Source organism: Brevibacterium ihuae (genome assembly GCF_900184225.1).
Lineage (GTDB): Bacteria > Actinomycetota > Actinomycetes > Actinomycetales > Brevibacteriaceae > Brevibacterium > Brevibacterium ihuae.
Genome location: NZ_FXWZ01000003.1, coordinates 1,464,912 through 1,488,285 on the forward strand (window position 1 = coordinate 1,464,912; position 23,374 = coordinate 1,488,285).

The window sequence follows — 23,374 nt, forward strand, 5'->3', positions numbered from 1 at the left end:
GTGGTCCTTTCGTGAAGACAGCGCCGCGTCCATCGTACCGCCGACGGCCGGGCGCCATCGGCCCGCGTGCGTCCGGTGCCGTCCGCCTCGGGCCGGCCCGCTCCGGCGTGCGCGACGCCGGAGCGGCCGCCGACGCGGGTAACCTCGGAGCCAGCGTCCGTCCGCGGCACGGATCGCTCTCCCGGCCGCCCCGCACCCGCACGAAGGAGCAGTCCGTGAACCTCTTCTCCCATCCCGAGTTCGACCACCACGAACAGGTGATCTTCTGCCACGACCCGGCCACGGATCTCCGCGCGATCATCGCGATCCACGACACCGCTCTCGGCCCGGCCGCCGGCGGCTGCCGGATGCACCCGTACGCCTCGGAGGAGGAGGCGCTCACCGACGTCCTGCGCCTGTCGCGGGGGATGAGCTACAAGAACGCGATCGCCGGTCTGCCGCTCGGCGGCGGCAAGTGCGTGATCATCGCGGACCCGCACCGACCGGACAAGGCCGAGGTGCTCCGCGCCTTCTCGCGCCATGTGCAGGCGCTCGCCGGCCGGTTCTGGACCGCGATCGACATGGGGGTGGGGCCCGAGGACGCCGATGTCCTCGCCGAGGAGTGCGACTTCATCTTCGCCCGGGCGAGCCAGTTCCCCGCCGGCGTCACCGCCTCCCAGTTCACCGCGCTCGGCGCGTACACCGCCCTGCGTGCCGGGGTCGCCCACGTGTGGGACGGGCGGGATCTGCAGGGGGTCCGCGTCGCGGTGCAGGGCCTCGGCGGCACGGGCCGGGAGCTGTCGCGGCTGCTCCACGAAGCGGGTGCCGAGCTCGTCGTCGCCGACGTGTCGCAGGCCGCGGTGGACGCCGTCGTCGAGGCCTGCGGCGCGGCGGCCGTCGCCCCGGAGGACATCCACTCCCAGGACGTCGACGTGTTCGCACCGTGCGCGATGGGCGGGGTGATCGATGATGCGACGGTCGGGGAGATCCGGGCGAGGCTGGTCAGCGGGATCGCGAACAACCAGCTCGCGACCCCGGAGCACGGGCGGATGCTCCGCGACCGCGGGATCACCTTCGTGCCGGACTTCCTCGCCAACGCCGGGGGAGTCATGGCGGCGGCGACGATGATCTACTCCGCGCCGACGCTCGAGGCGTCGCGCGAGAACGTCCTCACCCTCGCGGGGCGGGTGACCGCGGTGCTCGAACAGGCCGAGCACGAGGGGCGGACCACCACCGAGGTCGCCGAGGAGATCGCGCGGGAGCGGATGGACGCCGCCCGCGGCTGAGCCGGGCGGGTCCGCGGCGTGACCGCGGCTCCGGCCCCGGTCACCGCGGCGCCGCGCTCCCGGCAGACGCCCGACGGGTGCGCGAATCCCGGCGGACCTCCGCGCGGCGGTCCCGCCGCCTCGGGTGCGCGCTCATCCGGGCCGGGTGCGTTCGACGTCGGTGCGCGCGAGGGCGATGCCGCCGAACAGCGCGACGAGCGCGAGCGGGATCGTCGCCCACGACCAGACGGTGAACGAGACGGCCGCGAGGACGGCGAGACCGATCGCCGCTCCCATGAGGGTGGGGCCGCGGGTGAAGGCGGAGCTCCGCGCGATCTCCGCGGCATCGGCGATGGGGCCGTGGTCGACGGTGAATGAGCGCGGATGCTCCTCCATCCGGCCTCGTCGCACCTCGAGCCCGGCGCGGGCGAACTCCGCAAGGAGGGCGTCGGCGTTCTCCGGAGCGGTCCACAGCTCGACGATCGGCTCCCAGAGCTCCGCGCCCGTGGCATCGACGAGCACGAGACGGCGCAGGACACCCGCGGAATCGGCCAGCGCACGGAGCGCCTGGGCCCCGCCGCGGACCGGGCCGGGGATCCACGTCTCGGAGCGCGCCGGGTACGCCCGGACGACGATCCACTCCGGGGAGGCGAACACCTCCTCGACCGCGTCGGCGCCGAACTCCGGTGCGGGCCGGGGGAGGATCCGCTGGGAGTCCGCGGGCGGATGGGGTGACCGGAATGCCGAGCGGTTCCGGTGTCGGATGCTGCTCTGGACAGCGACGCTCGTCGCCAGGCTCAGCGCGGCGGCGCACCACAGCACGGCCTGCGCGGTGCCGGTGAGGCCGAGAAGTCCCAGGCCGAGGCCGAGCAGCAGACCGACGATCCCGCCGGCTGCGAGCACCGTGGATGCGGCATGGGAGGCCGGCGGGCGGGGGAGCGGCGAGATCATCGACGCCGCGGGCACCGGAGCGGGCGCGGGGTCTGCGGAACCGGTGTCGGGGATCGGTGATCCGGCGCCGGTCGTGCTCGGTGCCGACGGGAGTGCGTGCCCGAGGGCGCGCGCGAAAGCGGTGAATCCGGCGAAGTCGACGGGTGGGTGGGGCGACTCCCACTGCACGGCGGGGAGCCACTCGCTGAGCCGGAACGCGATCGATCGGCCCTCGGTGAGAGAGATGAGGAGGGCGGTGCGATCGAAATCGGAGTGGTGCTGCCGCGCGGCGGGGTGCTCGGACGGCGGGAGGTCGGTGAGCAGCCGGACCCCGGTGATCTCCGGGTGTTCGGCGAGCCGACGCTCGGAGTCCGGAGTGCGCAGCAGGATCGCCCCGCTACTGTCGACCTCGACGCGCATGCCCCTAACGGAATCGACCGCAGCACCGCTGAGGCCGGTGGGGACGAGCTGCGCGGGGTGTGGGGAGCCGGTGCTCACGCTGCGGGATCCGGGGCGAAGCGGAGGCTGCGGACGGCGTCGTCGACCGCACCGCCGTAGAGGACGAGGTATGCGGGGTTCTCGAACCAGGCGGAGACGACGGCGAGGGTCTCCTCACCGATCTCCGCGACGTAGACAAGCGAGGATGAGACGGCGGCCGCATCCGCTGCGGGTTCCGCAGTGCCGGGATCGGTGTCGTCGCCCGTGGAGGGGCCGAGGACCGTCTGCTCGATGCGGACCCACGGCAGCGGCTCGTCGGCGAGCTCGCTGATCGCCGGTTCGCGGAAGCGCGCCGCGTCCGGGACGACGAGTGCGTCGACGAAGCTCTCCCGGGTGCCAGTCCAGTGCTGCGCCTCGAGGCGGGCGACGGTCACCGGGATGAGATCGGCGGGCTCCACGGTCGCCTCGGCCTCCGCGAACGCCGGGCACAGCGCCCATGCGGCCGCGGTGACGGAAGTGGGCTGCTGCCGGGTGCGGCGGATGTCCTCGATCGTCCCGGCCCAGGCCTCGACGAGCACCCGGGTCGCCTCCGGGTCCGCGCCGGGCGACAGCCGCGGGACGAGGGTGTTCTCCATCCAGGTGTGCGGAGCGTCCGCCTCGAGCGGGAGGTCGAGCCAGGCCTCGGGGATCGTCGCGGCGAACTGCATGGACGGACTCACTTCCCGATGCCGATCTTGATGAGCTTGAGGATCTGGTTGATGTCCTTGACGATCTGCTTGGGATCGGAGTGGTCGGCCTGGCTGATGTCGATTCCGGACTTCGTCGTGGTGACGACGTTGTTGATCCCCTGGACCCGCGTGGCGTTCCGCAGGGTCTCACCGGCCGTGCGGAGGTGGGGCGAACCGCCCTCGCCGAGCTCCGTGACGATCTGCCGGATGTGCGCCGAGCTGTGCTGGTGGTTCCGCATCCAGTCCTTGGCGATGTGGAAGCGCTGAGCGGTCTCGCGGGATCCGAACACGAACCGACTGACCGGGACCTTCCCGGCCTGCTCGAGGAGCTCGCCCGGCACGGCCTTCTGCGCTGCCCGGCTGGCCAGCGGCCCGGACACCAGGTGTCGCCAGCCGGAGACGATCTGCCTTCCCCCCGGCATGCGGCCGAAGACGTTCCGCGGTGCTCCGAGGACGGTCTTCATCGCAGCTGCGCCGCGGGTCTTCTGCAGCGGTCCGGCGACCGACTTGAAGGCTGTGGTCGCGGTCTTCGACGCGGCCTTGCCGATCCCCGCGGTCACGACGCCGAAGATCGCGAGTCCGACCTCGGCCAGAGATGCCTCGCCCCCGGCGAAGAGGACGAGCGTCACGACGAGGCTCGCGATGCCGATGACGAGCGCGACGATCCAGGCCCCGGAGACGAAGATCGCGATGATCCCGACGATCGCCGCCGCCCAGCTGAGGACCTCCGCCACTGCGCGGAGCCAGCCGGCATTCTCCTGGATCCATTGCTGGATGTTGTCCCAGAAGCTGTCGGTGAGCTCGTCATCGGCACCCCGCCGGATGTTCTCCGCGAGTACCCGAGCTTCCTCATGAAGGCCGGCGAGGACGCCGTAGACGTTCTGGCGCAGCTCCTCGATCCGCTGTTCCGCCTGTTCGCGGGCCTGCTTGTCCGCCTCCTCCTCCGGTGTCAGGTCCTTCGGCGTGAACAGCCCGCCGTCGTCGGGCTCGGGGGTGGAGTCGAGGACCTGCTGGTTCTCCTTCGCCTCGGCGAGGTGCCCCTCGGCGGTGGTCTTTCCCTCCCGGAGCGTCTCCGCCCAGGCGTCGAGGTTGGTCTTCGTCGTGGAGTAGCGGCCCTCGGCCCGGCTGATCGATTCGCGGGTCGTCCGAGCCTTGTCGCGGAACTCATCGGCCGCCTCGGTGCTCCAGTGCTCGGCGCTCTCGAGCTTCCGGAGCTCGCATACGCTCTCCTCGATCCGCTTCCGCGTCGCCTCGAGCTCCTCGGCGAACTCGGCGACGGTGTCGGGGTTCGCGGCCTCGAACGGATCGTAGGGGAAGAGGGGAGTCCAGTCGGTCGGTTCAGTCATGGTCGGCTCCTGGGGAGGGGAGGATGAGAGGGGAGGTTCGAGGAAGGGGTGATCACTCCTCGTCGAGCTTCCCCGCGGCGTCGGTGTCGTAGGCGTCGTAAGCCCCGGCGATGTCGCTGAGCGCCTGGGAGGCGACGTCGAGGCTCTCGGTGATCTCCATTCGGTGCTTGTCCCAGTTGTCGGTGAACTCCTGCACGGCCCCGACGATGGGCGGAGACCAGAGCGCACCCTGCGCCTTCCCGGAGTCCTCGGACAGACCGGCGAGGTCTCCGCTCAGGGTCGACAGCCCTTCGGAGATTCCGTTGAGGTCGTCGACGTCGTACTTCTTCGTCATCGCTGTGTCTCCGGGTGGGGATCGAGGGGAACACAGCCCACTATAGTGGTCGGTGATGAGCGCGCAATGGATCTCGCCCGCAAGGGCACCCCGTCTGATCTGCGGGTTCGTGTGCCACCATGCGGTCGGGCCCGGTCGCGGACCGGTGTCGTGCCGGGGTGATCGGTGGCGTCGGAGTCGATATCGGAGGAGCCTGTGATGTCATCTCCCGATCGCGGACCGCTCCCCACCCTCGAGCTCGTGCTGCCCGACGACTGGCATCGGATCTCCGCTGATCCCCAGCGTGCTCCGGCGCAGATCGACGCGTTCCTGCGCGCGGTCTACAGCGGGTTCTCGCGGGACCGGACGGCACATATCCGGCGCGCTCTGCGCGGCGACCTGCTCGCGCAGGTGTCCGACGCCGCGGAGGCGCACGCCGTCGAGATGCTCCTCTGCACGATGGAGGTCGCAGGCCGCCCGCTCTCGGCCTCGGGCCTCGTCTCGCTCCAGCCCGTCGACATCTCCCGCACGGAGATCCGCGAGGCGTTCCTCGACGGGGTCTCCGAACCGGGCCTGATCGCCAAAGAGCCGGTGGAGTTCGCGTGGGGCACGGGAGCAGCTGTGATCTATGACCGCGAGCACCGCTCACCGGTCGAATCGGCGACGCTGTCCTTCATCCGCGCGCAGGACTGGTATGCGGATGTCGACGACGCCGCACGCAGCGCCCTGACCGATATGACCGGATGGTCGCGGCACGTCGATGTCCATGTGCCCGTACCGGGGACCGACGCCACTCTCCTCCTCGCGTTCTCGACCTCGGTTCGACCGGCTGCCGATGCGCTCGGCCGGCTGTTCCTCGCGATCGCCTCGACCGTCCGCTTCAGCTGACCGCCGTCGCGCCCGCGCTCCCTAGAATGGGCCCATGTCCCTCTCCAAGATCGTGCTCTTCTACGTCTTCACCCCGCTGGCCGACCCGGAGGCGGTGCGCCTGTGGCAGCACGCGCTCGCCGAGGGCTGCGGACTCACCGGCCGGGTCATCGTCTCCCACCAGGGGATCAACGCCACGCTCGGCGGGGACATCGACGACGTCAAGCGCTACGTGCGGATCACCAAGAGCTACGCACCGTTCCGGGGCGCGGACATCAAGTGGTCCAGCGGAACCGGCGACGACTTCCCGCGCCTCAGCGTCAAGGTGCGGCCCGAGCTCGTGACCTTCCACGCCCCGGATGAGATCACCGTCACCGAGGACGGGGTGCAGGGCGGCGGCGAGCACCTCAGCCCCGGCCGGCTCCACCGGCTCGTCGAGGAGCGCGGGGACGAGGTCGTGTTCTTCGACGGCCGCAATGCGATGGAGGCCCGGATCGGCCGGTTCAGGGATGCGGTCGTCCCCGACACGGACACCACCCGCGACTTCATCGCCGAGATCGAGTCCGGCAAGTACGACGAGCTCAAGGACCGGCCCGTCGTCACCTACTGCACCGGCGGGATCCGCTGTGAGGTCCTCAGCGTGCTCATGAGGAACCGCGGCTTCTCCGAGGTGTATCAGCTCGACGGCGGGATCGTCCGCTACGGCGAGTCGTTCGGCAACGCCGGTCTGTGGGGCGGTTCGCTCTACGTGTTCGACAAGAGGATGCACATGGAGTTCGGTGAGGGTGCGGAATCGCTGGGTCGCTGCGTGGAGTGCGGCAGATCGACGCCGCTGTTCGTCAACTGCGCGAACGAGGAATGCCGGAAGCTCTTCCTCCGCTGCGAGTCCTGCACGGAGGCCGGCCGCCATCCGCACTGCGGCGACTGCGTGCCGGAAGCTGCCGAAGCTCCGGTGCGCGCAGTCTGACGGTGTGCGAGCAGTGACCGAGGCGCCGCCGGAGCCGAGGTGCCGGCCAGCTGCCTGCGCTGGGCGTACTGCGGGGTATGTGCTGATCCGCGCGCAATTGCGCGCTCGGTTTCAGATACTGCACAGTTGAGCGGGTGAGCGTCCGCGGTTCGAGCGTCCGTCGTCCGCGCCCACCGGGTTTCGGGGGTCGCGGGACGGCATCAGGACACGAGGGCGATTTCGGGCTTGTGGAAGATGCGCCCGCGGGTCACTCCGCAGAGCAGGCGCTCGCCCGCACTCTGCCGGTCCCAGTGGAGCCGGCACGTGTAGAGCGTCCGCCGCACGCGGGCGGAAAGCGCCCGAACGGATCCGAACGTCCTGCCCTCGACACCCACCTCCATGTTCCGGCTCCAGCCGATCCGGGCCAGCGGACCGAGCGCGAACGCGAGATCGAGGTCGTCGTGGACCGCTGGGTCAGCGTGGTGGGTCCGGTCGCGGACCCGCAGCCACACCTCGCGTCGGAGCGCCATCGTCGACCCCCACAGCGGGACATTGCCCATCGCCGCGCCGACGCCGAGGGTGAGGGACCAGTGGTAGGCCGCAGCGGCGATCCGGCCGCGGACCCCGGGGATGTCGTAGAAGCGACCGGGCCCGGTAACCGCGTGGAGGCCGCGGTCGTCGATCTCGCTGACGATGACCTCGATCCAGTCGGGCTGCGGTCGGGAATCGGCGTCGAGGCGGGCGAGGATCGTTCCGCGCGCGGCGTCGTACCCCGCCGCCGAGGCCGCGGCCACTCCCGGCCGGATCTCCCGGATCACGCGGGCGCCGCCGGTGCGGGCCACCTCGGCCGTGGTCGGGTCGGGCGGCCCGGGAGGTGCGTTGTCGACGACGATGATCTCAGTCGGCCGCACTGTCTGCGCACGGAGTGCGGCGAGGCAGCCGGCGAGCGCGCGGGCGTCGTCGAGCACGGGGATGATCACGGACACCGCGGCGGTCATGAGCGGGAACCGTCCGGGTCGGTGCGCGTGGCCGAGGCTGATCCGGCGGCGGGTGCGGGATCGGCGCGCGCACCATTCCGGCCCCGGGTCCCGGGGTTCGGTCCGGTCGCTGCGCGGTCCTCGAGGTGCCGGGCGCAGGGGAGCGCGAGGCCCGCGCCGCCGAGCGTCCCGGCGGCGAGGTCGCCGATGGTGTCGTGGTAGCCGACGCCGATCTCCTCGGAGATGAAGACGAATCCCGCCCATTCCCCGAACTCCCACAGCACACTCAGCAAGGCCGAGAGCGCGAGGAGATTCCACAGCAGCGACCACCAGGGCAGGGGTCGGCGGGCGACATCGCCCGCAGATCTCGCGGTTGCAGATGCATCGAGCGCATCCTGCGGGGCGCCGCGTCCGAGAGCTGAGATGCGGTGTGCGGGGTCGCGCAGGAGGACGAGCCGCCACGCGATGACGACCGCGGCTGCAGTGGCGAGCGCGTGCGCGGGGATATCGAGCCAGCCGATGCGCTGGTAGAGGCCGGTCACCGCGGCCCACGCGGCGGCGAGGAAGACGATCTGGCACACCCCGTCGAGCAGGCGCGGCAGTACGAGGAAGCGGACCAGCGTGACGCCGCCGACCACGAGGAACAGGCAGGCGCCCGAGGCGAATCCGGCGTACCACCAGGCCGCCGGCACGCTGAGCACGGCGAGGATGCGGAGAGTATCGGTGGACCACCAGCGTCCCTGCACCTCGGCCCACGAGGTTCCGGGACGCGTCATCCCTCGAGCATACCGGCGCCGCGATCCACTTCTCGCGCGTCCGGTGGGATGGGCCGCGCTGTCCGGCGAGTTGTCGAGCGAGGGAAGGGGCGTCATCGGTCGGCAGGCGGATCCGCCGCGGGCGGGCTCGGGACGAGCTTGAGCCCGATGACCGCGCCGATGATTCCGCAGAGGAACACGATCTTGCCCGCGGAGATGCTCTCCGCACCGGTGGCCATCGCGAAGCCCACGGTGAGTGCGGCACCCACGCCGGTCCACACCGCGTAGGCGGTGCCGATCGGGATGTGCTTCGCCGCCCAGCCCAGCCCGAGCATGCTGACGATCACGGTGACCGCGAAGACGAACGTGGGCACCGGCTCGCGGAAGCCGTCGGACATCCCGAGCGCGGTCGCCCACACGGCTTCGAACACGGCGCTGATGAGCAGGACGAGCCACGGCATTCAGCTCACCGCCTTGAGTCCGGCGACGGACCCGATGAGGAGGACGAGGAGCAGCACCCGGGCGACGGTCGCGCGCTCCTGGCCGGTGACGAACCCCCAGAGCACCGCGAGCGAAGCGCCGATGCCGACCCACACCGCATAGGCGGTCCCCGTGGGCAGCGAGGTCATCGCCCAGGCGAGGCCGGTCATGCTCAGGGTGACGGAGACGAGGAAGAGAAGGACGGGCTGCCACCGGGTGAAGCCGCGCGAAGCCGAGAGCGCTCCGGCCCAGACGGCCTCGAGCATCCCGGAGGCGATGAGGACGAACCATGCCATATGACGGACTCTCCCGTGAGTCAGTCTTGTCGTGGTGCGGGTACTGCTCCCTCGTCCGCGAGCCCTGTCGCCGGGCTCCACCGCTGATGGTACCGAGTGCGGGGCGGGGCGGCAACGCCCGGGTCCCCGGACCGTCCCCGGGCGTCCCGTTCCCCTGCGTTCGCCTCCTGTTCGCCGCTGGGGAACGGCCGCGTCCGGGGCCGGATTCGCCCGACGGCGCGCGTGCATTACCCTGGGGGTCATGGCCCCCAATCCCCCCGCCAGCGCACCTGCTCCGAAGGCGGCCAGGCTCCCCGCCGCCGGCCGCGATCGCCGCCCGCTCATGATGGCCCTCGCCATCGTCCTCATCCTCGCCGGCGCGATCGGCAGCGCCCTCATCGCCTTCAGCGCGGGAAGCCGCGCGGACGTGCTCGTCGCAGCCGGGGACATCCGGCCGGGACAGACGATCACCGAAGCCGATTTCACCACCGCCCGCGTGGGCACGGACGCCGCAGGGATCATCCCGGCGTCCTCGCTCGAGAACTTCGTCGGCTCGCAGGCCGTGTCGCTCATCCCGCAGGGCACCGTCGTCAACCAGGACATGTTCGTCTCCGGTTCCGCAATGCCCGCCGACGGCGAGGTCGTCGGACTCGTCCTCACCCCCACCCAGCGCCCCAGCGACCCGCTGGCGTCCGGGGATGTCGTACGGCTCTACCAGGGCGCCGGCGCCGAGGCCGGAGGCTCTTCGGGACAGGTGCTCGTCGAGGCGGCGCGGGTCGTGTCCGTCGGCGACGCCGGCGGGAACCTCAGCGTCTCCGTCCTCGTCGGCTCCGATCAGGCGACGACCGTCGTGCCGCTCGCGGCCGCCGGCCAGGTCGCCGCGACGAAGCTCGCGCAGGGCACGCAGCCCGGCGTCGACCTCCAGGCCGGTTGAGGCGCCGCGATGGCACTCGTCTCCCTCGCCTCGGCCAAGGGCTCGCCCGGCGCGACCACCCTCGCCCTCCTCACCGCCGCGCTGTGGCCCCGCACCGCGTTCCTCGTCGACGCCGACATCCGCGGCGGCGACATCTCCTACCGGATGCCGCTCGACGCCGGCGGTCCGGTCGACCCCGACCGCGGACTCCTCTCGCTCCTCCCCCTCGCCCGCAAGGAGATCTCCCCCGACGCGGTCGGCGAGCACGCGCAGACAATCCTCGGGGGCACCGAGTTCATCGCCGGGCTCTCCGAACCCGAACAGGCGCAGGCCGTGCAGCAGCTCTGGCCGGCTCTGGGACAGGCCTTCACCCGACTGACCAGCCATGACGTCATCGCCGACCTCGGAAGCGTGTGGTCGGGCGCGCCGCACTTCCCGCTCCTGCGCGAATCCGCCGCCCTCGTCCTCGTCCTCCGGCCGCGACCTTCGGACGTCCTCCACCTGCGTCGCCGGATCCTCCGGCTGCAGGCGGCCTCCCCGGCCTCCGGGCCGGCCATCGGAGTCGTCGTCGTGGCCCCGGCGCGGGACTCCGCCGACGCCCGGTCCGCCTACGCCGCGCTCGGCGAGGACGTGCTCCGCACCACCGAGTTCCTCGGTCATCTGGCGCTCGACCCGAAGGGCGTGGGCATGTTCGAGGGCAGCGTGATCAACCGGCCCGAACGCACCGAGCTCGTGCGCTCGGGGATGCCGATCGTCGAGGCGATCGCCCGCACCGCGGGAATCCGGATCGACCGGCAGCAGATGATCGATGCGGGCGCGATCCCGGCATCGTCCCGGCGCACGGGGATGAAGAACCGCAGGGCGAAGCGTGAGCAGGAGCGGGAATCCGCACCGGTGGATCCGGCCCCCACCCCCGATCGCGGGCCGTCGACCCCGCAGGCGCCGCAGGGTGCCGCAGCTCCGCCGCAGAGCCCCCCGGACCCGGCGCACGGTGTCCCGGGGCGCGGCCGAGTGCGCCCCCGCCCGGTCCGCACCCCACCCGCCGTGAGAGGAGGGATCGCGCATGACCGCGGATCGCAACGACCTGGTGAGGATGCTGCGCGGCCGCGTCGCCGACCGGCTCAACCAGCAGCGCCGCGCCGACGAGATGGCCGGCCGCGCGGCGATGTCCTCGGAGGACGAGCGGCAGTACGCCCGCTCGCTCATCATCCAGGTGCTCGAGGACCACGCGCGTGAGGAGATCTCCTCCGGGCGCACTCCTCCCTCCCCGGAATCCGAGGGCGAGGTGGCCCAGGCGATCCACGCCGCGCTGTTCGGGGTCGGTCGGCTGCAGCCGCTCCTCGAGAACCCCGACGTCGAGAACATCGACATCAACGGCTGCGACCAGGTGTTCGTCGGCTACGCCGACGGCACGGAGGAGATGCACGACCCCGTTGCGGAGTCCGATGACGAACTCGTCGAGCTCATCCAGATCCTCGCCTCCAACGTCGGGCTGTCCTCGCGCCCCTTCGACGCCGCGAACCCGCAGCTCGACCTCCGGCTGCCCGACGGCTCGCGGATGTCCGCCGTCATGGGGGTGTGCACGCGGCCGGCGGTGAGCATCCGCCGGGCCCGTTTGGGCAAGGTGTTCCTCTCCGACCTCGTCGCCACCGGCACCATGACCCCGGACGTCGCGGAGTTCCTCACCGCCGCCGTCGCGGCGCGGAAGAACATCATGATCGCCGGGGCGACCAACGCCGGCAAGACGACGATGCTCCGCGCGCTCGCCAACTGCATCCCGCCCGCCGAGCGTCTCATCACCGTCGAGCGCGCGATGGAGCTCGGTCTCGAGAGCTTCGAAGACCTCCACCCGAACGTCGTCGCCTTCGAGGAGCGGCTTCCGAACTCCGAGGGCGTGGGCGGGGTGACGATGGCCGAGCTCGTGCGCCGTTCGCTGCGGATGAACCCCTCCCGCGTCATCGTCGGCGAGGTGCTCGGCGACGAGATCGTCACCATGCTCAACGCGATGAGCCAGGGCAACGACGGGTCCCTGTCGACGATCCACGCGAACTCGTCGATGGAGGTTTTCAACCGGATCGCGACCTATGCCCTCCAGGCGCAGGAGAACCTGCCGGTCGAAGCCACCCACATGCTCATCGCGGGGTCGATCAACTACGTCGTCTTCATGCGCCGGGCGCAGTTCGCCGACGGCACCCGGCGCGTCGTCGAGTCGATCCGCGAGGTCACCGGCATCGACGGCCGCGTGCTGTCGAGCGAGGTGTTCGCCCCCGGCCCCGAGGGCACGGCGGTGGCGCATGCGCCCATCGAGGCCGCCGCCGACCTCGCCGCCCACGGCTACGAGCCGCAGATCACCGGGCGGTGGTGACATGATCCCCGGGCTCGAGGGCATCGGCTGGCAGGTCCCGGCCGCGCTCGGCGCCGGAGCGCTGTTCGGACTCGCCCTGTTCCTCCTCGTCGTCTCGATCGCCGGCTGGCCGGTCGGGGACCCGAGCCGGCCGGGCCGCCGTCGGGTGAAGAAGGTCGGTGCCAGGCCGCTGTCCGCCCGTGTGCTGTGGGGCGGGCTCGCGTTCCTCGTCGTCCTCCTCCTCACCCGCTGGCTGGTGCCGGCGGTCGTCGTCGGCCTCATCGCCGCGTTCTGGGACCGGATCGCCGGCAACGCGAAGATCGAGAAGCAGGCGATCCTCCGTCTCGAGGCGCTCGCCACCTGGACCGAGTCCCTGCGCGACACCATCGCCGGAGCTGTCGGCCTCGAGCAGGCCATCCCGGCGAGCGTGGGGGCCACCCCGCCGGTCATCCGGCCGCAGCTCAACCTCCTCGTCGACAGGCTCCGGGTGCGCGAGCCGCTGCCGGACGCGCTCCAGAAGTTCGCCGACGACCTCGACGACCCGAGCGCGGACATGATCGTCGCCTCGCTCGTCCTCAACGCCCGGCTGCGCGGCCCGGGCCTGCGCGACGTCCTCACCGCGCTCGCGCGCTCGACCCGCAACGAGCTCGACATGCGCCGTCGCGTCGACGCCTCGCGCGCAGGGATCCGCCGCAGCGTGCAGATCGTCCTCGTCATCGTCCTCGGCGTCATGGGCGGGATGACGCTGTTCAACCGCGACTACGTCGAGCCCTACGGCACCCTGCTCGGACAGGTCGTCCTCGTCATCGTCGCGGGGCTGATGATCGGCGGGCTGTGGTGGCTGCGGCGCCTCGGCGAGCCCGAACCGCGCGACCGCTTCCTGGTGGTGAGGTGACGTGACGCTCGTGTGGACGATGCTCGCCGGCGCCGTCGTCGGACTCGGCGTGTACCTGCTCGTCCGGGTGTTCTACCACCCGAAGCCGGGAGTGGCCTCCCTCGTCGCCCGGATCGACGCCGGACGGAAGTCGATGCGGACCTCGGTGCTCACCGACATGGAGCAGGCGTCGAGCCGCACCCGGTCCTGGGCGGACGGGGTGTACCGCCGCACCGCTGACGCGCTCGAGACCATGGCGGCCGAGCGCGGCTGGACGCTCGGAGCGGTGAGCAAGGACCTCGCGATCATGTCGAAGTCGCCCGGCGGCTTCCTCGCGTCCTCGCTCTTCACCGGGCTGTTCCTCTTCCTCCTCGCCCCGATCCTGTGGGGCATCGCCCAGCTCGCCGGCGTCGGCATGCCCGGGGCCATCCCGATGCTGCTCGCCCTCGTGCTCGGAGGGCTGGGCCTCGCGATCCCGTACCTGTCCCTCAAGCAGGAGGCGGCCAAGCGGCGCAAGGACTTCCGGAAGGTCGTCGGCATCTTCCTCGATCTCGTGTCGATGAATCTGTCCGGCGGCCGCGGCCTTCCCGAGGCGCTCCTCGCCGCCGCGACGATCAGCGAGCACTGGGCCCTCGTGAGGATCCGGCAGGCGCTCGCGAACGCGCGCCTGCTCGGGGTGAGCCCGTGGGAGGCGCTCGGCGAGCTCGGCGAGGCGACCGGCGTCGAGGAGCTCTCCGACCTCGCCGGGGCGCTCGGCCTGGCGGCGAACGACGGCGCGAAGATCCGCGCCTCGCTCTCCGCCCGCGCCGACACCCTGCGCGCCAAGGAGCTGTCCGAGGTCGAGGGCAAGGAAGGGGAGCGCTCGCAGTCGATGCTGCTCGCCCAGATGCTGCTGAGCGCCGGCTTCCTCCTCTTCCTCGCCTATCCGGCCATCGGCCAGCTGCTGAGCCTGTGAGCGATCCGAGCGGGAGCGATCGTCCCGGCGGCTCCGACCGCGGGCCCGGGAGCAGAGTTCACCCCCGGTCCATTAGGATTTCTTGCGGATGAGCCGACCGTCGACCACACTGCTGAGTGGATCGCGGCGACGCGCACCGACCCCCATCCCCGACACGATTGGACACCCTCGATGAAGCTTTTCGACGACGTGATGAACTGGCGCGGCACCGTCCGGCGACTCCGCGAGAGCAACGACCGCGGTGCCTCCGCGATCGAGTGGGTCGTCATCACCGCGGTGCTCGTCATCGCCGTGTCCGTGGTCGCGGCGATCGTGCTCAACATCGTCCGCGAGCGTTCGAGCCAGCTCGAGGACTGCGCGAACAGCGCCACCTCCGGCCAGGAGTGCTGAGCTCCGGGTTCCGCACCGCCGCATCCCCTCCGCGATGATCCGCACCTCCCCGCCCCGCACCCGCCGCACCGCGCACCGGTGCGGTCGCGCCCTGCGCGACCGCCCGTCGGCGCGGCGATCCGTCATCCGGCGGGCCAGGGAGCTCGGGCGCGGGGACCGGGGGGCCTCGGCGATCGAGCTCGCCTTCCTCGGGCCGGTCCTCATCGTCATCATCTTCTTCTCCATCCAGGCCGGCCTCTACTTCTACGGCCGCAACATCGCCGTGCAGGCCGCTCGCGAGGGGCTGTCCCAGCTCCGGCTCTTCCCCGACGCCGAGTCCTATGCCGCCGGGTCCCCGGCCGTGCTCGAGTACACGGAGACCTTCGCCCAGCGCCTCGGCGGCGAATCCCTCATGGGACCCGAAGTCGTGTCGGACTACGACGCGGAGACCGGCGAGGTGACGGTGCAGGTCACCGGCACCGTCATCACCCTCGTCCCGGGCCTCGACCTCCGGGCCACCGGCGAGGCGTCGGGTCAGATCGAGCGCTTCGAGAGCGACACCGGGGCGGCACCGTGAGCGCGGCCGACGCTGCGGCGAGCCGGGGAAGGCGCGCGGACGGCGGATCGATGTCGATCGAGCTCGTCCTCATCCTCCCGATGCTGCTCGCCGTGCTCGCCCTCGTGTTCGCCTTCGCCCGGGTGTCGATCGTGTCGGCGAACTTCGATGCCGGCGTGCGCGACGCCGCCCGCGCAGCGACCCAGGAGCGCAATGTGTACGACGCCTACGACGCCGCCCAGCGCAGCCTGTCGCTGGCCACCGGGCGGGCCTCGGAGGGATGCGCCGATACGCTGCGGGTCGAGCGGATCGCGACCTTCCAGCCGGGTCGACCGGTGACCGTGCGGGCGAGCTGCGACTACCCGATGGTCGACGTCCTCGGCTTCCTGCCGGGGAGCATGACCTTCACGAGCGAGTTCACCTCGCCGCTCGATCCCAACCGCGGCATCGAGGGGGTGACCCCGTGAGCGTGCGGCCGCGTGACGACCGCGGATCGATCTCGCCGGTCCTGCCAGTCATGGCGATGGTCATCCTGCTGCTCGGCGGGCTCGTCATCGACGCGGGGCGCCAGCTCGACCTCCGGGCCCGGGCGATCGCCTACGCCCAGGAGGCCGCGCGCGCCGGAGCCTCGCAGATCGATCCGTCCCGCACCCAGCTCGTGCTCATCCCGGAGCGGGTGGAGAACGAGGTCGACGTCTACTGCGACGCCGTCGTCGCCGACGGCGCGGTCGATTCGTGCGAGTTCCGCGGGATCCTGCCCGATCCGGACGACGGGGACCAGCCGCTCATCGTCGCGGTGCACGTGGAGATGTCGACGTCGGCGAGCCTGCTGTCGATGGTCGGGGTGCGCGAGCTGCGCGCCTCGGGGGACGGCCGCGCCCGCCCGTTCCAAGGGGTTCGCGAGGTCGACGACCAGCCGGACTCCGGCTATGTCCCGCGCGATGACGACGACGTCGAGGACGGAGGCGGCACCGAGGCGCCGGGGTCGCCCGCGCCGCCGCGCCCGGACCTGCCCGAGGATCCCGGGGAGCCGGGGGAGCCCGGTCCCGGTGAGCCCGGAGTTCCCGATCCCGGGCCGGCGGACCCGCCTGTCGACCCCGGTCCGGCGGACCCGCGGGAGCCGGACCCGCCGCCTGGCGAGCCCGGTCCGCCGGAGGACGGCGGGGAGCTCGGCGGCGGCTGAGATCATGCTCCGCGGGACGGACGGGCTCGGCAGCGCATGATGTGCGGGTTCTCGGAACGTCACATCCGCAGCAGCAGATGCTCGGTCCTCGACCCTGCTGTGTCCGTGCTCGCGCAGTTCACATCATCGCCCAGACGTTCCAGTCGCCTCCCCGGAGCAGATGCCAGCCGTAGGTGACCGCGGTGCATCCGAGGAAGAACAGCGGGACCGCGTAGGCGATGCCGGCCACGAACGCGTTCCTGCCCCGGAGGCCGAGCATCTCCTCGTGCCGCTCCGGTCCCCGCGCGAGCTCGGTGAGCAGACGGCGATCACGACCGACGGCCCAGAGCGTGAAGGGGATGGAGAGCACGACCAGTGCGAGCAGGCAGCAGATCGAAGCGATGGCGGCGATACCCGGCGGAAGGGCGAACCTCAGGTCGGGTCCGGTGAACACGGTCGCAGCGAGAACGACGAGCCCGAGTGCGGCGCCGAGCCCTGCGGCGACAGCACCGACGGAGGCGAGGGAGGCGACGAAGCTGCCGAGCGCGACGTTCTCCTGGGTGAGGGTGTGCTGTCGCCGCGACCGACGCCGCCGACCGGTGGCCCGGACGCGAGCGGGGGGCTGGGATCACGAGTGTAATGATCGAGAAGGCGGGTGGTCCGTTCATCGAGTGTTCACGCAGGGACGTGGGATTCTTCGAACAGTCACAGAGGGAACGCCGCGGCGCTTTGCTACGTTGGTCACCGTCAGTCCGATTCCCGATCCGTCCGTACTGAGGGGTGCCGATGACCATTCACTACGACCTGGAGAGTCTGAACAATCTGGTCTCCAATCTCCAGACCATCCACGGTGACTACTCCGGCATCGACGGCAGCATGGACACGGCAGCTGCGGCGGCGGGGTACTCCTCGCTGGCCGGGGCGCTCAACGACTTCTCCGACAACTGGAGCAGGAACCGTGCGAAGCAGCTCGAGGATCTCGAAGGCGCGCACACGAGCCTGGCGGATATCGTGGCGCAGCTCGAGGAATATGACGACAACGGCGTGACCAAGCTGCGGGAGAAGTGACCCTCGACGGTCATCGACCATCGCTGACGATCCGCCCGCGCCCCCTCATCCCCCATCCCCTCGATCAGGAGTACACCCATGACCGCTGAATGGACGCCTCTGCACGGAGGAGGTGCCGAGGGCACACCGGGATCGCCGTTCCCTGCGGATCGGGGACAGCTGGAGATCTCGCGCAACGAGCTGCAGACCACAGGCGAACTCATCCTCGAAGCGGCGAACATGCTCCGCAACCTCACCGACGGCGATTCGTGGACGTCGAAGGCGGCCGACGCCTACAAGGACACCGCCGGCAAGCTCCAGAAGAAGCTCGATGAGACGCACCCCCGGTTCACCGAATCGGCGGCTGCGCTCACCTCCTTCCTCGGCGAGGTCGACGATTCCCTCCTCGCGAGTGCCCGGGCCAAGGTCGACGAAGCGCAGGAAGCGGAGTCCACGATCGCCTCCAATCCGGAGCAGACCGCGTCCGGGGGCGATCCGCTCACGCCCGAGCAGGAGGCGTCCAACACTGCGCGCGAGAACGCGCAGGCCGATCTCGACCGTCTGCAGCGCGAGTTCGACGGGTTGGTCGAGGATGCCGAGAGGGCCGCCCAGGTCGCCGCCGATGCCATCCAGCAGGCGATCGACGACGACGTCAAGGACGGGCTCTACGATTTCCTCCGGCCGTTCCTCGAAGTGCTCAAGATCGTGCTCCTCGTCGTCGGGATCATCGTCGCGATCGCAGCGTTCATCTTCGGCGGGTGGGTGCTCGCCGTCATCGGATTGGTGATCGCCCTCGCGGTCTTCGTCATCACCCTGTGGCAGTACCAGAACCACGATGCGACGCTCACCGAGGTCATCCTCGCCGGTGTCGGCGTCGCACTCGCCGGCCTCGGCGCGTTCAGCGCGCTGAAGATCGCGTCGGTCAAGGGGACGATCGGCGGTTCGAGCAATGTCGTCGACGACTTCGTGCTCAACCTCCTGCGGCCCACGACGGGTCGTCATGCGATCCTCACGCCGTTCCAGAACTTCCGGCTGAACTTCGTCAACTCCATGACCCCGGCGTCGACGAGCATGATCGATGATGTCGCCACGTTCGTCGTCAACTCGCCGACCACCCGGATGGGGAACATCTTCCTCGAGCGCATCGCCCGGCCCCAGACCTTGCTCGACAACCTCCGGGCCGGTTCGATGACCAACGCGAGCGCTCTCGACGACCTCGCGAACCTCAGCTACATCAGTCGGTCGACGCGCCTGGCCGATGTCAACGAGATCCTCGGGAACCTCGCGCAGACGACGAGCAGCGCCAACGCGGCGGCGAACGCGACCCGGATCTCGTTCATCGCCAACCCGGTCGTCGGCGGGTATCAGGTCCTCGACGGGATCGAGTGGACGGACACGTCCCGCCTCATCGGGATCCTCCGCGGGATCAAGGGTCTCTTCACGTGACCGCAGTCTGCTCGGTGCAGGTGCCGGAAGCGCTCCGGTCCCAGTGGGCGATGCTCACCGGTGACGCCATCGACGATCCCGCGCTGCTGCGGGCGGAGCTCGAACGCCTCGCATGGTCTGCGCTCGGCCACGCTCCGCCGAGCGGCGTCCTCGACCAGGTCGCCGACGGGTGCGCGGGCATCATCGCACGAGCGCGGACGACCGAATCCGCCGATGGCAGCTCGCTGCTCCTCGGTCAGGCGTTCTTCGCGCCCGAGGGGAGCGACGGCATTCCGATGGCCGCACCGACGGTGTGGTTGGCGAACTTCGGTCCGGACCACACGCTCGACAGCGCAGCGGCAGCAATGACGTCGGAATCCGAGCAGGGAGTTCTCGCTCCGGTCGTCGACGTCCTCGACACCGTCATGGGCGAGTGCGTCCGCATCAAGAGCGTGCAGACCGCCGGCGACGCACCTGCGGACGGACCTGAGGCGGACGATGTGTTCATCCACCTCGTCCACCTGTGGGCGCTCCGGGACGGCATCTTCGCACTCATGACCGCCGAGTTCTCGAGCTTCGTCACCGAGGCGCTGCTGAGTCCGGGCCTCTCCGATCTCGCCGGAGCACTGCGGGTGGAGTTCGGCGATGAGTGAGCCGATCGCGCTGTTCCAGGCGCGACGGGTGCGCAGCGATTCCTACCGCTTCCTCATCCCGCGGGCGTACCTGCGCGTGCCCGCCGAGCCCGACGAGCGCGCGGAGTTCCTCCGGACGTTCCTCCTCCGCCGTTCGTCCGATCAGCCGCGCGACGTGACGGCGTCGGCCCGCCGACGCGCTCAGGAGCATCTCGAGCAGGCATTCCGGAAGGGATACGCGGCGGATGCCGAGGAGTTCTTCCTGCTCGATCTGCAGATCGACGGCGCCTACGTCTCCGGATCGGTGATCCTCAGCTCGACCCGATTCGACCTGCAGGATCGGGCACAGGCGGAGGAGTACGTCCAGCGTGCCAACCGGGACGCCGAGGCCGGGGAACGACACACGGTGCTCGAGCTCGAGACCGGCGGGTGGGCCACGGCCACCGCCCGCAAGTCCCTCGACGAGGATCACGGGTTCTCGACGGATGAGGAGTTCGAGGCCGAGGCGATGGCGGTTCTGCCGTCCGAGCTGTCCGCGAAGTATGCGCGACTCGACGGCGATGAGCGGGCGCACATCCGAGCACGGTCGAAGCTCCGCTGCTCCTTCACCGTCACCGTTCCCGTCCCGGGATCGACGCGCGCGCTCGTCTTCCATCTGACCACGGTCCAGGAGTCGGCGTTCGAACCGCTGGTCCGTCTTCTCCTGGCCACGATCGGCACCCTGGAGCTCGAGACCGCGCAGGGCTGGTCCGCCCCGGAGTGAGCCGAGCCCCCTCCTGTCCCGGCGGCGCCGGGTAGACTGATCCGCACCCCGACCACGACACCATCCCCGAACCGAGCCGACTCCCCGAAAGCAGGCTGACATGACCTGGTCCCCGCTCCACCCGGGCGGCCCAGCGGGAACCCCCGAATCCCCGTTCCCCGTCGACATCGAGGCGCTCGCCGTGGCGCAGGACGACCTCGCGCGCACCGGTCATCTCATCGCCGACGCCGCCGCCCACCTGTCGAATCTCATGCACGCCTCGACCTGGGAATCCGCGGCCGCGACGCAGTTCGCGGGGACCGCGGCGCGCATCCACCGGTCCCTCGAGGACACGCATCCGCGATTCACCGCCGCAGCTGCCGCGCTCGGTGCGTTCATCGACGACGTGGACCCCCTCATCGCACGGGCCGAGGAGAAGGTCGAGGAGGCCCGGGCGCTGGGAACGCGCTCCGCATCCCGGTCTGCGGGTCGCTCGGATTCCGGACGGGCTCCGGGGCAGGAGCGCCTCGACTCCGACCGGGAGCGCGAGCGGGACGAGGCCGAGCTCAGCGACCTCCGGGCCGAGTTCGATGCGCTCGTCGACGAGGCCGAGCGCGCGGCCGAGGACGCCGCCGGCCGGATCCGGGCCGCGATCGACGATGTGGTGGCGGATGCCTGGTACGAGGAGCTGCGCAGCGTCGCCGACGCCTACACGGTCACCGTCATCGCAGTGGCGGTCACCCTCGCGATCGCCGCCCTGCTCGTCGGCGACTGGGCGCAGGCCGCCGCCGGCCTCTCCGTGGCAGTGGTCCTGCTGCTCACCGCCCTCGCCCCCGGCGGCGAGAGCGGCGACCGGGCCGCCGTCTGGGCGGGTGTCGGCCCGGTCATCGACCGCATCGGCGAGCTCGACGCGATGCGCCTGTCGCGGCCCCGCGGACGATCCGAGCACGGCGATGGACGCGCTGAGGGGACGCCGCCCGCGCTCGATGCCGGGCTCACCGGTGCTCCCGCACCCGCGCTGGCGCGCCTCCGCGCGGGTTTCGCCGACGGCAGCGGTGCACTCGCCGCCCTGCGTCCGCAGCTCGCCGCCGGCGACGGGACCGAGCGGCTCCGCTCCCTCCTCGAGCTCGCGCGGAGCGCTCGATGAATCCAGCGCCGCGACCCGTGCCCCGGTGCGGGACCGGTGCGGCTGTGCGACGGACCGGGATCGAGGCGGGCGATGGCCGGGCCTGATCAGCTCTTCGAGCTCCGGCGGATCGTCACCGAGGACTACCGGCTCGTCGTCCCCCGCGCCTTCCTGCGGGTCCCCCATGACGCCGAGGAGCGCAGCCGCTTCCTCCATCGCTTCTTCCTCGAACGCAGCGGCGACGCCGGTCGGGATGCCACCGCCCGCTCCCGCCGTGCCGCGCAGGAGCGCTTCGAGGAGTCCTACCGGCGCGGCCGGGCGGCGCACGTCGAGGAGCATTTCGTGCTCGATCTCGAGACCGACGGGGTGCGCGCGACCGGGTCGCTGCTGCTCGCGGCCTCCCCGCTCGACCTCTCGACGCGCGAGCGTGCCCGTGCGTACACCCATCGCGTCGCGGGGCGCGCAGGGGACGGCATCGGCATCCGGTTCATCGACCTCGATTCCGGCGGCTACGCGGTCGCCGAGGTCCGCAAGCGGATCGAGGAGGGCGTGCTCGACGGTGCGGACGTCGCCGGGCTCGGCCGTGAGGCCGACGCCCACCTCCCGGCCGATGTGCGCGCCGAGCGCGCCGCCGCTCGGCCGGAGGACCGTGCGGCGGCCGACCGGCAGGCGCTCACGACGTGCACCCTCGACCTCGCACTGCCGCATCCGTCCGGCCGACGCTCGGTCTCCCTGCGTCTCACCACCCGCGACGAGGTCCTGTTCTCCCCTCTCAGCACCATCGTGTTCTCGATCGCGGAATCGCTCCAGTTCGCCGCGGAGGACGGCTGGGCCGGCGCGTTCGGTGCCGCGGCGGAATGACGGCGCGCACCATCGTGGTCGTCTCCGTCACGGAGCCCTGCACGGATGAATGGATCTCGGCCACCCGCGAGAGGTGGTCCGACCGAGCGCACCTGCGCGCGGCCCTCGGCAGGCTCTCCGCCGCGCAGCCGGTGCCGGTCGCCGGCGACGTGCTCGAACGCCGCGTCTTCGAGCTCGCGGAGGCGGCCGAGCGGAGCGTCGAGGTGTACGAGCACGGGCTCGGTCTCCTCACGGTCCTCCAGAGCTTCCTCGCGCCTGCGGGCATGAATGGGGTCCCCGTCGCCCATCCGGTGCTGTGCGTCGTCGACGGCGGGCCGCAGGCCCGGCGGTCCGACATCGTCGCGGCGCTCGGTCTCGACCCCGAAGGCCGGTTCCCACCGGAGCACGACGAGATCGACACTGCGCAGGGACGGTGCCTGCGGATCCGCGCGGTCGGCCTCGCACCGCTGCTGGGGGAGTGCTCACCCGGGTCCGAGGAGGCGCTGTTCTGCCGCGTCTTCCATATCTGGCCGACCGCTGCCCCGGGGGTGTTCCTGCTGCTCACCACGCAGCTCTCCGGATTCGTCGATCTCGCCGCCTACGGGGACACGGTCGACGACTTCGCCCGGGGCCTGGCGGTCGAGCTCGCGATCCGCTGATCGGTCGACCGCGGTCCCGCACCGACGGCCCGCGGACGGCGACGGGCCCGGATGCATCGTGCATCCGGGCCCGCGCTGTGCCGGAGGAGGATCAGGCGAGGGCGTCGGCCTGGCCCTGGTCCATCTCGTCGAAGCCCTCCATCCACTTGCGGACGAAGTCACCGAGCTGCTCGAACGCGGGGAGGGTCTCCTTGAGCTGCTTGATGAGCTCACCGGTCTTCTCGTCCCACACCGGAGCGGTCTTGGTGCCCTCGAGGGCGCTGTTGATGTTCTCGGTCGCCTGGCCCTGCAGGGTGTCCAGCGTCGACTCGACGGTCTCGGCACCGTTGGTGAGCGCCTGGTACAGGGTCTCGACGTCTTCCTGGCGAAGAGTGACAGCCATGATGAGTACTCCTTCTGAGGGGTATCGGGGATGTGTGGGCGGCGTGTGG

The 23,374-nt window shown here is 71.2% G+C and carries 28 protein-coding genes and 1 riboswitch; of the genes, 18 read left to right on the forward strand and 10 right to left on the reverse strand.

Going from position 1 to position 23,374, the window contains the following annotated elements; all coding sequences use genetic code 11:
• The first annotated feature begins 215 nt into the window (after positions 1-215).
• The gene (locus C1A17_RS11825; RefSeq protein WP_101653162.1) at positions 216-1,265 is read left to right on the forward strand and encodes a Glu/Leu/Phe/Val dehydrogenase dimerization domain-containing protein; all 1,050 of its coding nucleotides are present in this window, start codon (positions 216-218) and stop codon (positions 1,263-1,265) included.
• A gap of 132 nt (positions 1,266-1,397) precedes the next feature.
• On the opposite strand, the gene C1A17_RS11830 is transcribed toward C1A17_RS11825, so the two are convergent.
• From C1A17_RS11830 to C1A17_RS11845, 4 genes are read right to left on the reverse strand one after another with little or no spacing between them, the layout of a single operon-like run.
• Positions 1,398-2,672: a hypothetical protein gene (locus C1A17_RS11830; RefSeq protein WP_146000631.1), complete on the reverse strand. Its 1,275-nt coding sequence runs from the start codon at positions 2,670-2,672 to the stop codon at positions 1,398-1,400.
• Positions 2,669-3,319: a hypothetical protein gene (locus C1A17_RS11835; RefSeq protein ID WP_101653164.1), complete on the reverse strand. Its 651-nt coding sequence runs from the start codon at positions 3,317-3,319 to the stop codon at positions 2,669-2,671. Before C1A17_RS11835 ends, C1A17_RS11830 begins: the two co-directional genes overlap by 4 nt.
• Before the next feature lie 8 nt (positions 3,320-3,327).
• The gene (locus C1A17_RS11840; RefSeq protein WP_101653165.1) at positions 3,328-4,686 is read right to left on the reverse strand and encodes an AAA family ATPase; all 1,359 of its coding nucleotides are present in this window, start codon (positions 4,684-4,686) and stop codon (positions 3,328-3,330) included.
• A 52-nt stretch (positions 4,687-4,738) separates the two neighbouring features.
• Positions 4,739-5,020 carry a hypothetical protein gene (locus C1A17_RS11845; protein WP_101653166.1) on the reverse strand — a complete coding sequence of 94 codons (282 nt, stop codon included), beginning with the start codon at positions 5,018-5,020 and terminating at the stop codon, positions 4,739-4,741.
• 198 nt (positions 5,021-5,218) lie between these two features.
• Between C1A17_RS11845 and C1A17_RS11850 the strand changes: the two genes are divergently transcribed.
• Together C1A17_RS11850 and trhO are read left to right on the forward strand one after the other, a co-directional pair.
• The gene (locus tag C1A17_RS11850; RefSeq protein ID WP_101653167.1) at positions 5,219-5,887 is read left to right on the forward strand and encodes a hypothetical protein; all 669 of its coding nucleotides are present in this window, start codon (positions 5,219-5,221) and stop codon (positions 5,885-5,887) included.
• 34 nt (positions 5,888-5,921) lie between these two features.
• Positions 5,922-6,833, forward strand: coding sequence for an oxygen-dependent tRNA uridine(34) hydroxylase TrhO (trhO, locus tag C1A17_RS11855; protein ID WP_101653168.1), 912 nt, complete (start codon positions 5,922-5,924; stop codon positions 6,831-6,833).
• Between the two features lie 200 nt (positions 6,834-7,033).
• Here the strand turns inward: trhO and C1A17_RS11860 are convergent, their stop codons facing one another.
• From C1A17_RS11860 to C1A17_RS11875, 4 genes are all read right to left on the reverse strand, one after another.
• Positions 7,034-7,810 (reverse strand): glycosyltransferase family 2 protein, encoded by a 777-nt coding sequence (locus C1A17_RS11860; RefSeq protein WP_101653169.1) that lies wholly within the window; start codon positions 7,808-7,810, stop codon positions 7,034-7,036.
• On the reverse strand, positions 7,807-8,565 hold the full coding sequence (locus C1A17_RS11865) for a hypothetical protein (RefSeq protein ID WP_101653170.1): 759 nt from the start codon (positions 8,563-8,565) through the stop codon (positions 7,807-7,809). Before C1A17_RS11865 ends, C1A17_RS11860 begins: the two co-directional genes overlap by 4 nt.
• Positions 8,566-8,657: 92 nt before the next feature.
• The gene (locus C1A17_RS11870) at positions 8,658-9,005 is read right to left on the reverse strand and encodes a DMT family transporter (RefSeq protein WP_101653171.1); all 348 of its coding nucleotides are present in this window, start codon (positions 9,003-9,005) and stop codon (positions 8,658-8,660) included.
• Positions 9,006-9,320, reverse strand: coding sequence for a DMT family transporter (locus C1A17_RS11875; RefSeq protein WP_101653172.1), 315 nt, complete (start codon positions 9,318-9,320; stop codon positions 9,006-9,008).
• Positions 9,321-9,334: 14 nt separating this feature from the next.
• A riboswitch (guanidine-III (ykkC-III) riboswitch) is annotated at positions 9,335-9,401 on the reverse strand.
• A 160-nt stretch (positions 9,402-9,561) separates the two neighbouring features.
• On the opposite strand from C1A17_RS11875, the gene C1A17_RS11880 reads away from it, so the two are divergent.
• From C1A17_RS11880 to C1A17_RS14110, 8 genes are all read left to right on the forward strand, one after another.
• Positions 9,562-10,233: an SAF domain-containing protein gene (locus tag C1A17_RS11880; protein ID WP_101653173.1), complete on the forward strand. Its 672-nt coding sequence runs from the start codon at positions 9,562-9,564 to the stop codon at positions 10,231-10,233.
• A gap of 1,042 nt (positions 10,234-11,275) precedes the next feature.
• The gene (locus tag C1A17_RS11885; RefSeq protein ID WP_101653174.1) at positions 11,276-12,577 is read left to right on the forward strand and encodes a TadA family conjugal transfer-associated ATPase; all 1,302 of its coding nucleotides are present in this window, start codon (positions 11,276-11,278) and stop codon (positions 12,575-12,577) included.
• Position 12,578: 1 nt separating this feature from the next.
• On the forward strand, positions 12,579-13,451 hold the full coding sequence (locus tag C1A17_RS11890; protein ID WP_101653175.1) for a type II secretion system F family protein: 873 nt from the start codon (positions 12,579-12,581) through the stop codon (positions 13,449-13,451).
• Position 13,452: 1 nt separating this feature from the next.
• Positions 13,453-14,385, forward strand: a complete 933-nt coding sequence (locus C1A17_RS11895; RefSeq protein ID WP_245873733.1) for a type II secretion system F family protein — start codon at positions 13,453-13,455, stop codon at positions 14,383-14,385.
• A gap of 171 nt (positions 14,386-14,556) precedes the next feature.
• Positions 14,557-14,775 (forward strand): hypothetical protein, encoded by a 219-nt coding sequence (locus C1A17_RS11900; RefSeq protein WP_101653176.1) that lies wholly within the window; start codon positions 14,557-14,559, stop codon positions 14,773-14,775.
• A 34-nt stretch (positions 14,776-14,809) separates the two neighbouring features.
• A complete protein-coding gene (locus C1A17_RS11905; protein WP_101653177.1) occupies positions 14,810-15,331 on the forward strand; it encodes a TadE family protein in 522 nt (173 codons plus the stop codon).
• A 50-nt stretch (positions 15,332-15,381) separates the two neighbouring features.
• A complete protein-coding gene (locus C1A17_RS11910; RefSeq protein ID WP_101653178.1) occupies positions 15,382-15,777 on the forward strand; it encodes a TadE/TadG family type IV pilus assembly protein in 396 nt (131 codons plus the stop codon).
• Between the two features lie 2 nt (positions 15,778-15,779).
• On the forward strand, positions 15,780-16,493 hold the full coding sequence (locus C1A17_RS14110; RefSeq protein ID WP_281258725.1) for a TadE/TadG family type IV pilus assembly protein: 714 nt from the start codon (positions 15,780-15,782) through the stop codon (positions 16,491-16,493).
• 118 nt (positions 16,494-16,611) lie between these two features.
• Here the strand turns inward: C1A17_RS14110 and C1A17_RS11920 are convergent, their stop codons facing one another.
• Positions 16,612-16,926, reverse strand: a complete 315-nt coding sequence (locus C1A17_RS11920; protein ID WP_101653179.1) for a hypothetical protein — start codon at positions 16,924-16,926, stop codon at positions 16,612-16,614.
• A gap of 332 nt (positions 16,927-17,258) precedes the next feature.
• Between C1A17_RS11920 and C1A17_RS11925 the strand changes: the two genes are divergently transcribed.
• From C1A17_RS11925 to C1A17_RS11955, 7 genes are all read left to right on the forward strand, one after another.
• Positions 17,259-17,540 (forward strand): hypothetical protein, encoded by a 282-nt coding sequence (locus C1A17_RS11925; protein ID WP_101653180.1) that lies wholly within the window; start codon positions 17,259-17,261, stop codon positions 17,538-17,540.
• A 78-nt stretch (positions 17,541-17,618) separates the two neighbouring features.
• Positions 17,619-18,965 (forward strand): AAA family ATPase, encoded by a 1,347-nt coding sequence (locus C1A17_RS11930; RefSeq protein ID WP_101653181.1) that lies wholly within the window; start codon positions 17,619-17,621, stop codon positions 18,963-18,965.
• Positions 18,962-19,597 carry a hypothetical protein gene (locus tag C1A17_RS11935; protein WP_101653182.1) on the forward strand — a complete coding sequence of 212 codons (636 nt, stop codon included), beginning with the start codon at positions 18,962-18,964 and terminating at the stop codon, positions 19,595-19,597. Before C1A17_RS11930 ends, C1A17_RS11935 begins: the two co-directional genes overlap by 4 nt.
• Positions 19,590-20,339 (forward strand): hypothetical protein, encoded by a 750-nt coding sequence (locus C1A17_RS11940; protein ID WP_101653183.1) that lies wholly within the window; start codon positions 19,590-19,592, stop codon positions 20,337-20,339. The genes C1A17_RS11935 and C1A17_RS11940 overlap by 8 nt, the downstream gene beginning before the upstream one ends.
• A 100-nt stretch (positions 20,340-20,439) precedes the next feature.
• Positions 20,440-21,465: a hypothetical protein gene (locus C1A17_RS11945; protein ID WP_101653184.1), complete on the forward strand. Its 1,026-nt coding sequence runs from the start codon at positions 20,440-20,442 to the stop codon at positions 21,463-21,465.
• Positions 21,466-21,537: 72 nt separating this feature from the next.
• The gene (locus tag C1A17_RS11950) at positions 21,538-22,305 is read left to right on the forward strand and encodes a hypothetical protein (RefSeq protein ID WP_101653185.1); all 768 of its coding nucleotides are present in this window, start codon (positions 21,538-21,540) and stop codon (positions 22,303-22,305) included.
• On the forward strand, positions 22,302-22,943 hold the full coding sequence (locus C1A17_RS11955; RefSeq protein WP_101653186.1) for a hypothetical protein: 642 nt from the start codon (positions 22,302-22,304) through the stop codon (positions 22,941-22,943). Before C1A17_RS11950 ends, C1A17_RS11955 begins: the two co-directional genes overlap by 4 nt.
• 91 nt (positions 22,944-23,034) lie before the next feature.
• On the opposite strand, the gene C1A17_RS11960 is transcribed toward C1A17_RS11955, so the two are convergent.
• The gene (locus C1A17_RS11960; protein ID WP_101653187.1) at positions 23,035-23,325 is read right to left on the reverse strand and encodes a hypothetical protein; all 291 of its coding nucleotides are present in this window, start codon (positions 23,323-23,325) and stop codon (positions 23,035-23,037) included.
• Positions 23,326-23,374 lie beyond the last annotated feature (49 nt).

Coding starts and splice junctions, on each gene's coding strand:
- C1A17_RS11835 (WP_101653164.1), bottom strand. CDS start 3,319: ATGCAGTTCGCCGCGACGATCCCCGAGGCCTGGCTCGACCTCCCGCTC.
- C1A17_RS11840 (WP_101653165.1), bottom strand. CDS start 4,686: ATGACTGAACCGACCGACTGGACTCCCCTCTTCCCCTACGATCCGTTC.
- C1A17_RS11845 (WP_101653166.1), bottom strand. CDS start 5,020: ATGACGAAGAAGTACGACGTCGACGACCTCAACGGAATCTCCGAAGGG.
- C1A17_RS11850 (WP_101653167.1), top strand. CDS start 5,219: ATGTCATCTCCCGATCGCGGACCGCTCCCCACCCTCGAGCTCGTGCTG.
- trhO (WP_101653168.1), top strand. CDS start 5,922: ATGTCCCTCTCCAAGATCGTGCTCTTCTACGTCTTCACCCCGCTGGCC.
- C1A17_RS11860 (WP_101653169.1), bottom strand. CDS start 7,810: ATGACCGCCGCGGTGTCCGTGATCATCCCCGTGCTCGACGACGCCCGC.
- C1A17_RS11865 (WP_101653170.1), bottom strand. CDS start 8,565: ATGACGCGTCCCGGAACCTCGTGGGCCGAGGTGCAGGGACGCTGGTGG.
- C1A17_RS11870 (WP_101653171.1), bottom strand. CDS start 9,005: ATGCCGTGGCTCGTCCTGCTCATCAGCGCCGTGTTCGAAGCCGTGTGG.
- C1A17_RS11875 (WP_101653172.1), bottom strand. CDS start 9,320: ATGGCATGGTTCGTCCTCATCGCCTCCGGGATGCTCGAGGCCGTCTGG.
- C1A17_RS11880 (WP_101653173.1), top strand. CDS start 9,562: ATGGCCCCCAATCCCCCCGCCAGCGCACCTGCTCCGAAGGCGGCCAGG.
- C1A17_RS11885 (WP_101653174.1), top strand. CDS start 11,276: ATGACCGCGGATCGCAACGACCTGGTGAGGATGCTGCGCGGCCGCGTC.
- C1A17_RS11890 (WP_101653175.1), top strand. CDS start 12,579: ATGATCCCCGGGCTCGAGGGCATCGGCTGGCAGGTCCCGGCCGCGCTC.
- C1A17_RS11900 (WP_101653176.1), top strand. CDS start 14,557: ATGAAGCTTTTCGACGACGTGATGAACTGGCGCGGCACCGTCCGGCGA.
- C1A17_RS11905 (WP_101653177.1), top strand. CDS start 14,810: ATGATCCGCACCTCCCCGCCCCGCACCCGCCGCACCGCGCACCGGTGC.
- C1A17_RS11910 (WP_101653178.1), top strand. CDS start 15,382: ATGTCGATCGAGCTCGTCCTCATCCTCCCGATGCTGCTCGCCGTGCTC.
- C1A17_RS11925 (WP_101653180.1), top strand. CDS start 17,259: ATGACCATTCACTACGACCTGGAGAGTCTGAACAATCTGGTCTCCAAT.
- C1A17_RS11930 (WP_101653181.1), top strand. CDS start 17,619: ATGACCGCTGAATGGACGCCTCTGCACGGAGGAGGTGCCGAGGGCACA.
- C1A17_RS11940 (WP_101653183.1), top strand. CDS start 19,590: ATGAGTGAGCCGATCGCGCTGTTCCAGGCGCGACGGGTGCGCAGCGAT.
- C1A17_RS11945 (WP_101653184.1), top strand. CDS start 20,440: ATGACCTGGTCCCCGCTCCACCCGGGCGGCCCAGCGGGAACCCCCGAA.
- C1A17_RS11950 (WP_101653185.1), top strand. CDS start 21,538: ATGGCCGGGCCTGATCAGCTCTTCGAGCTCCGGCGGATCGTCACCGAG.
- C1A17_RS11955 (WP_101653186.1), top strand. CDS start 22,302: ATGACGGCGCGCACCATCGTGGTCGTCTCCGTCACGGAGCCCTGCACG.
- C1A17_RS11960 (WP_101653187.1), bottom strand. CDS start 23,325: ATGGCTGTCACTCTTCGCCAGGAAGACGTCGAGACCCTGTACCAGGCG.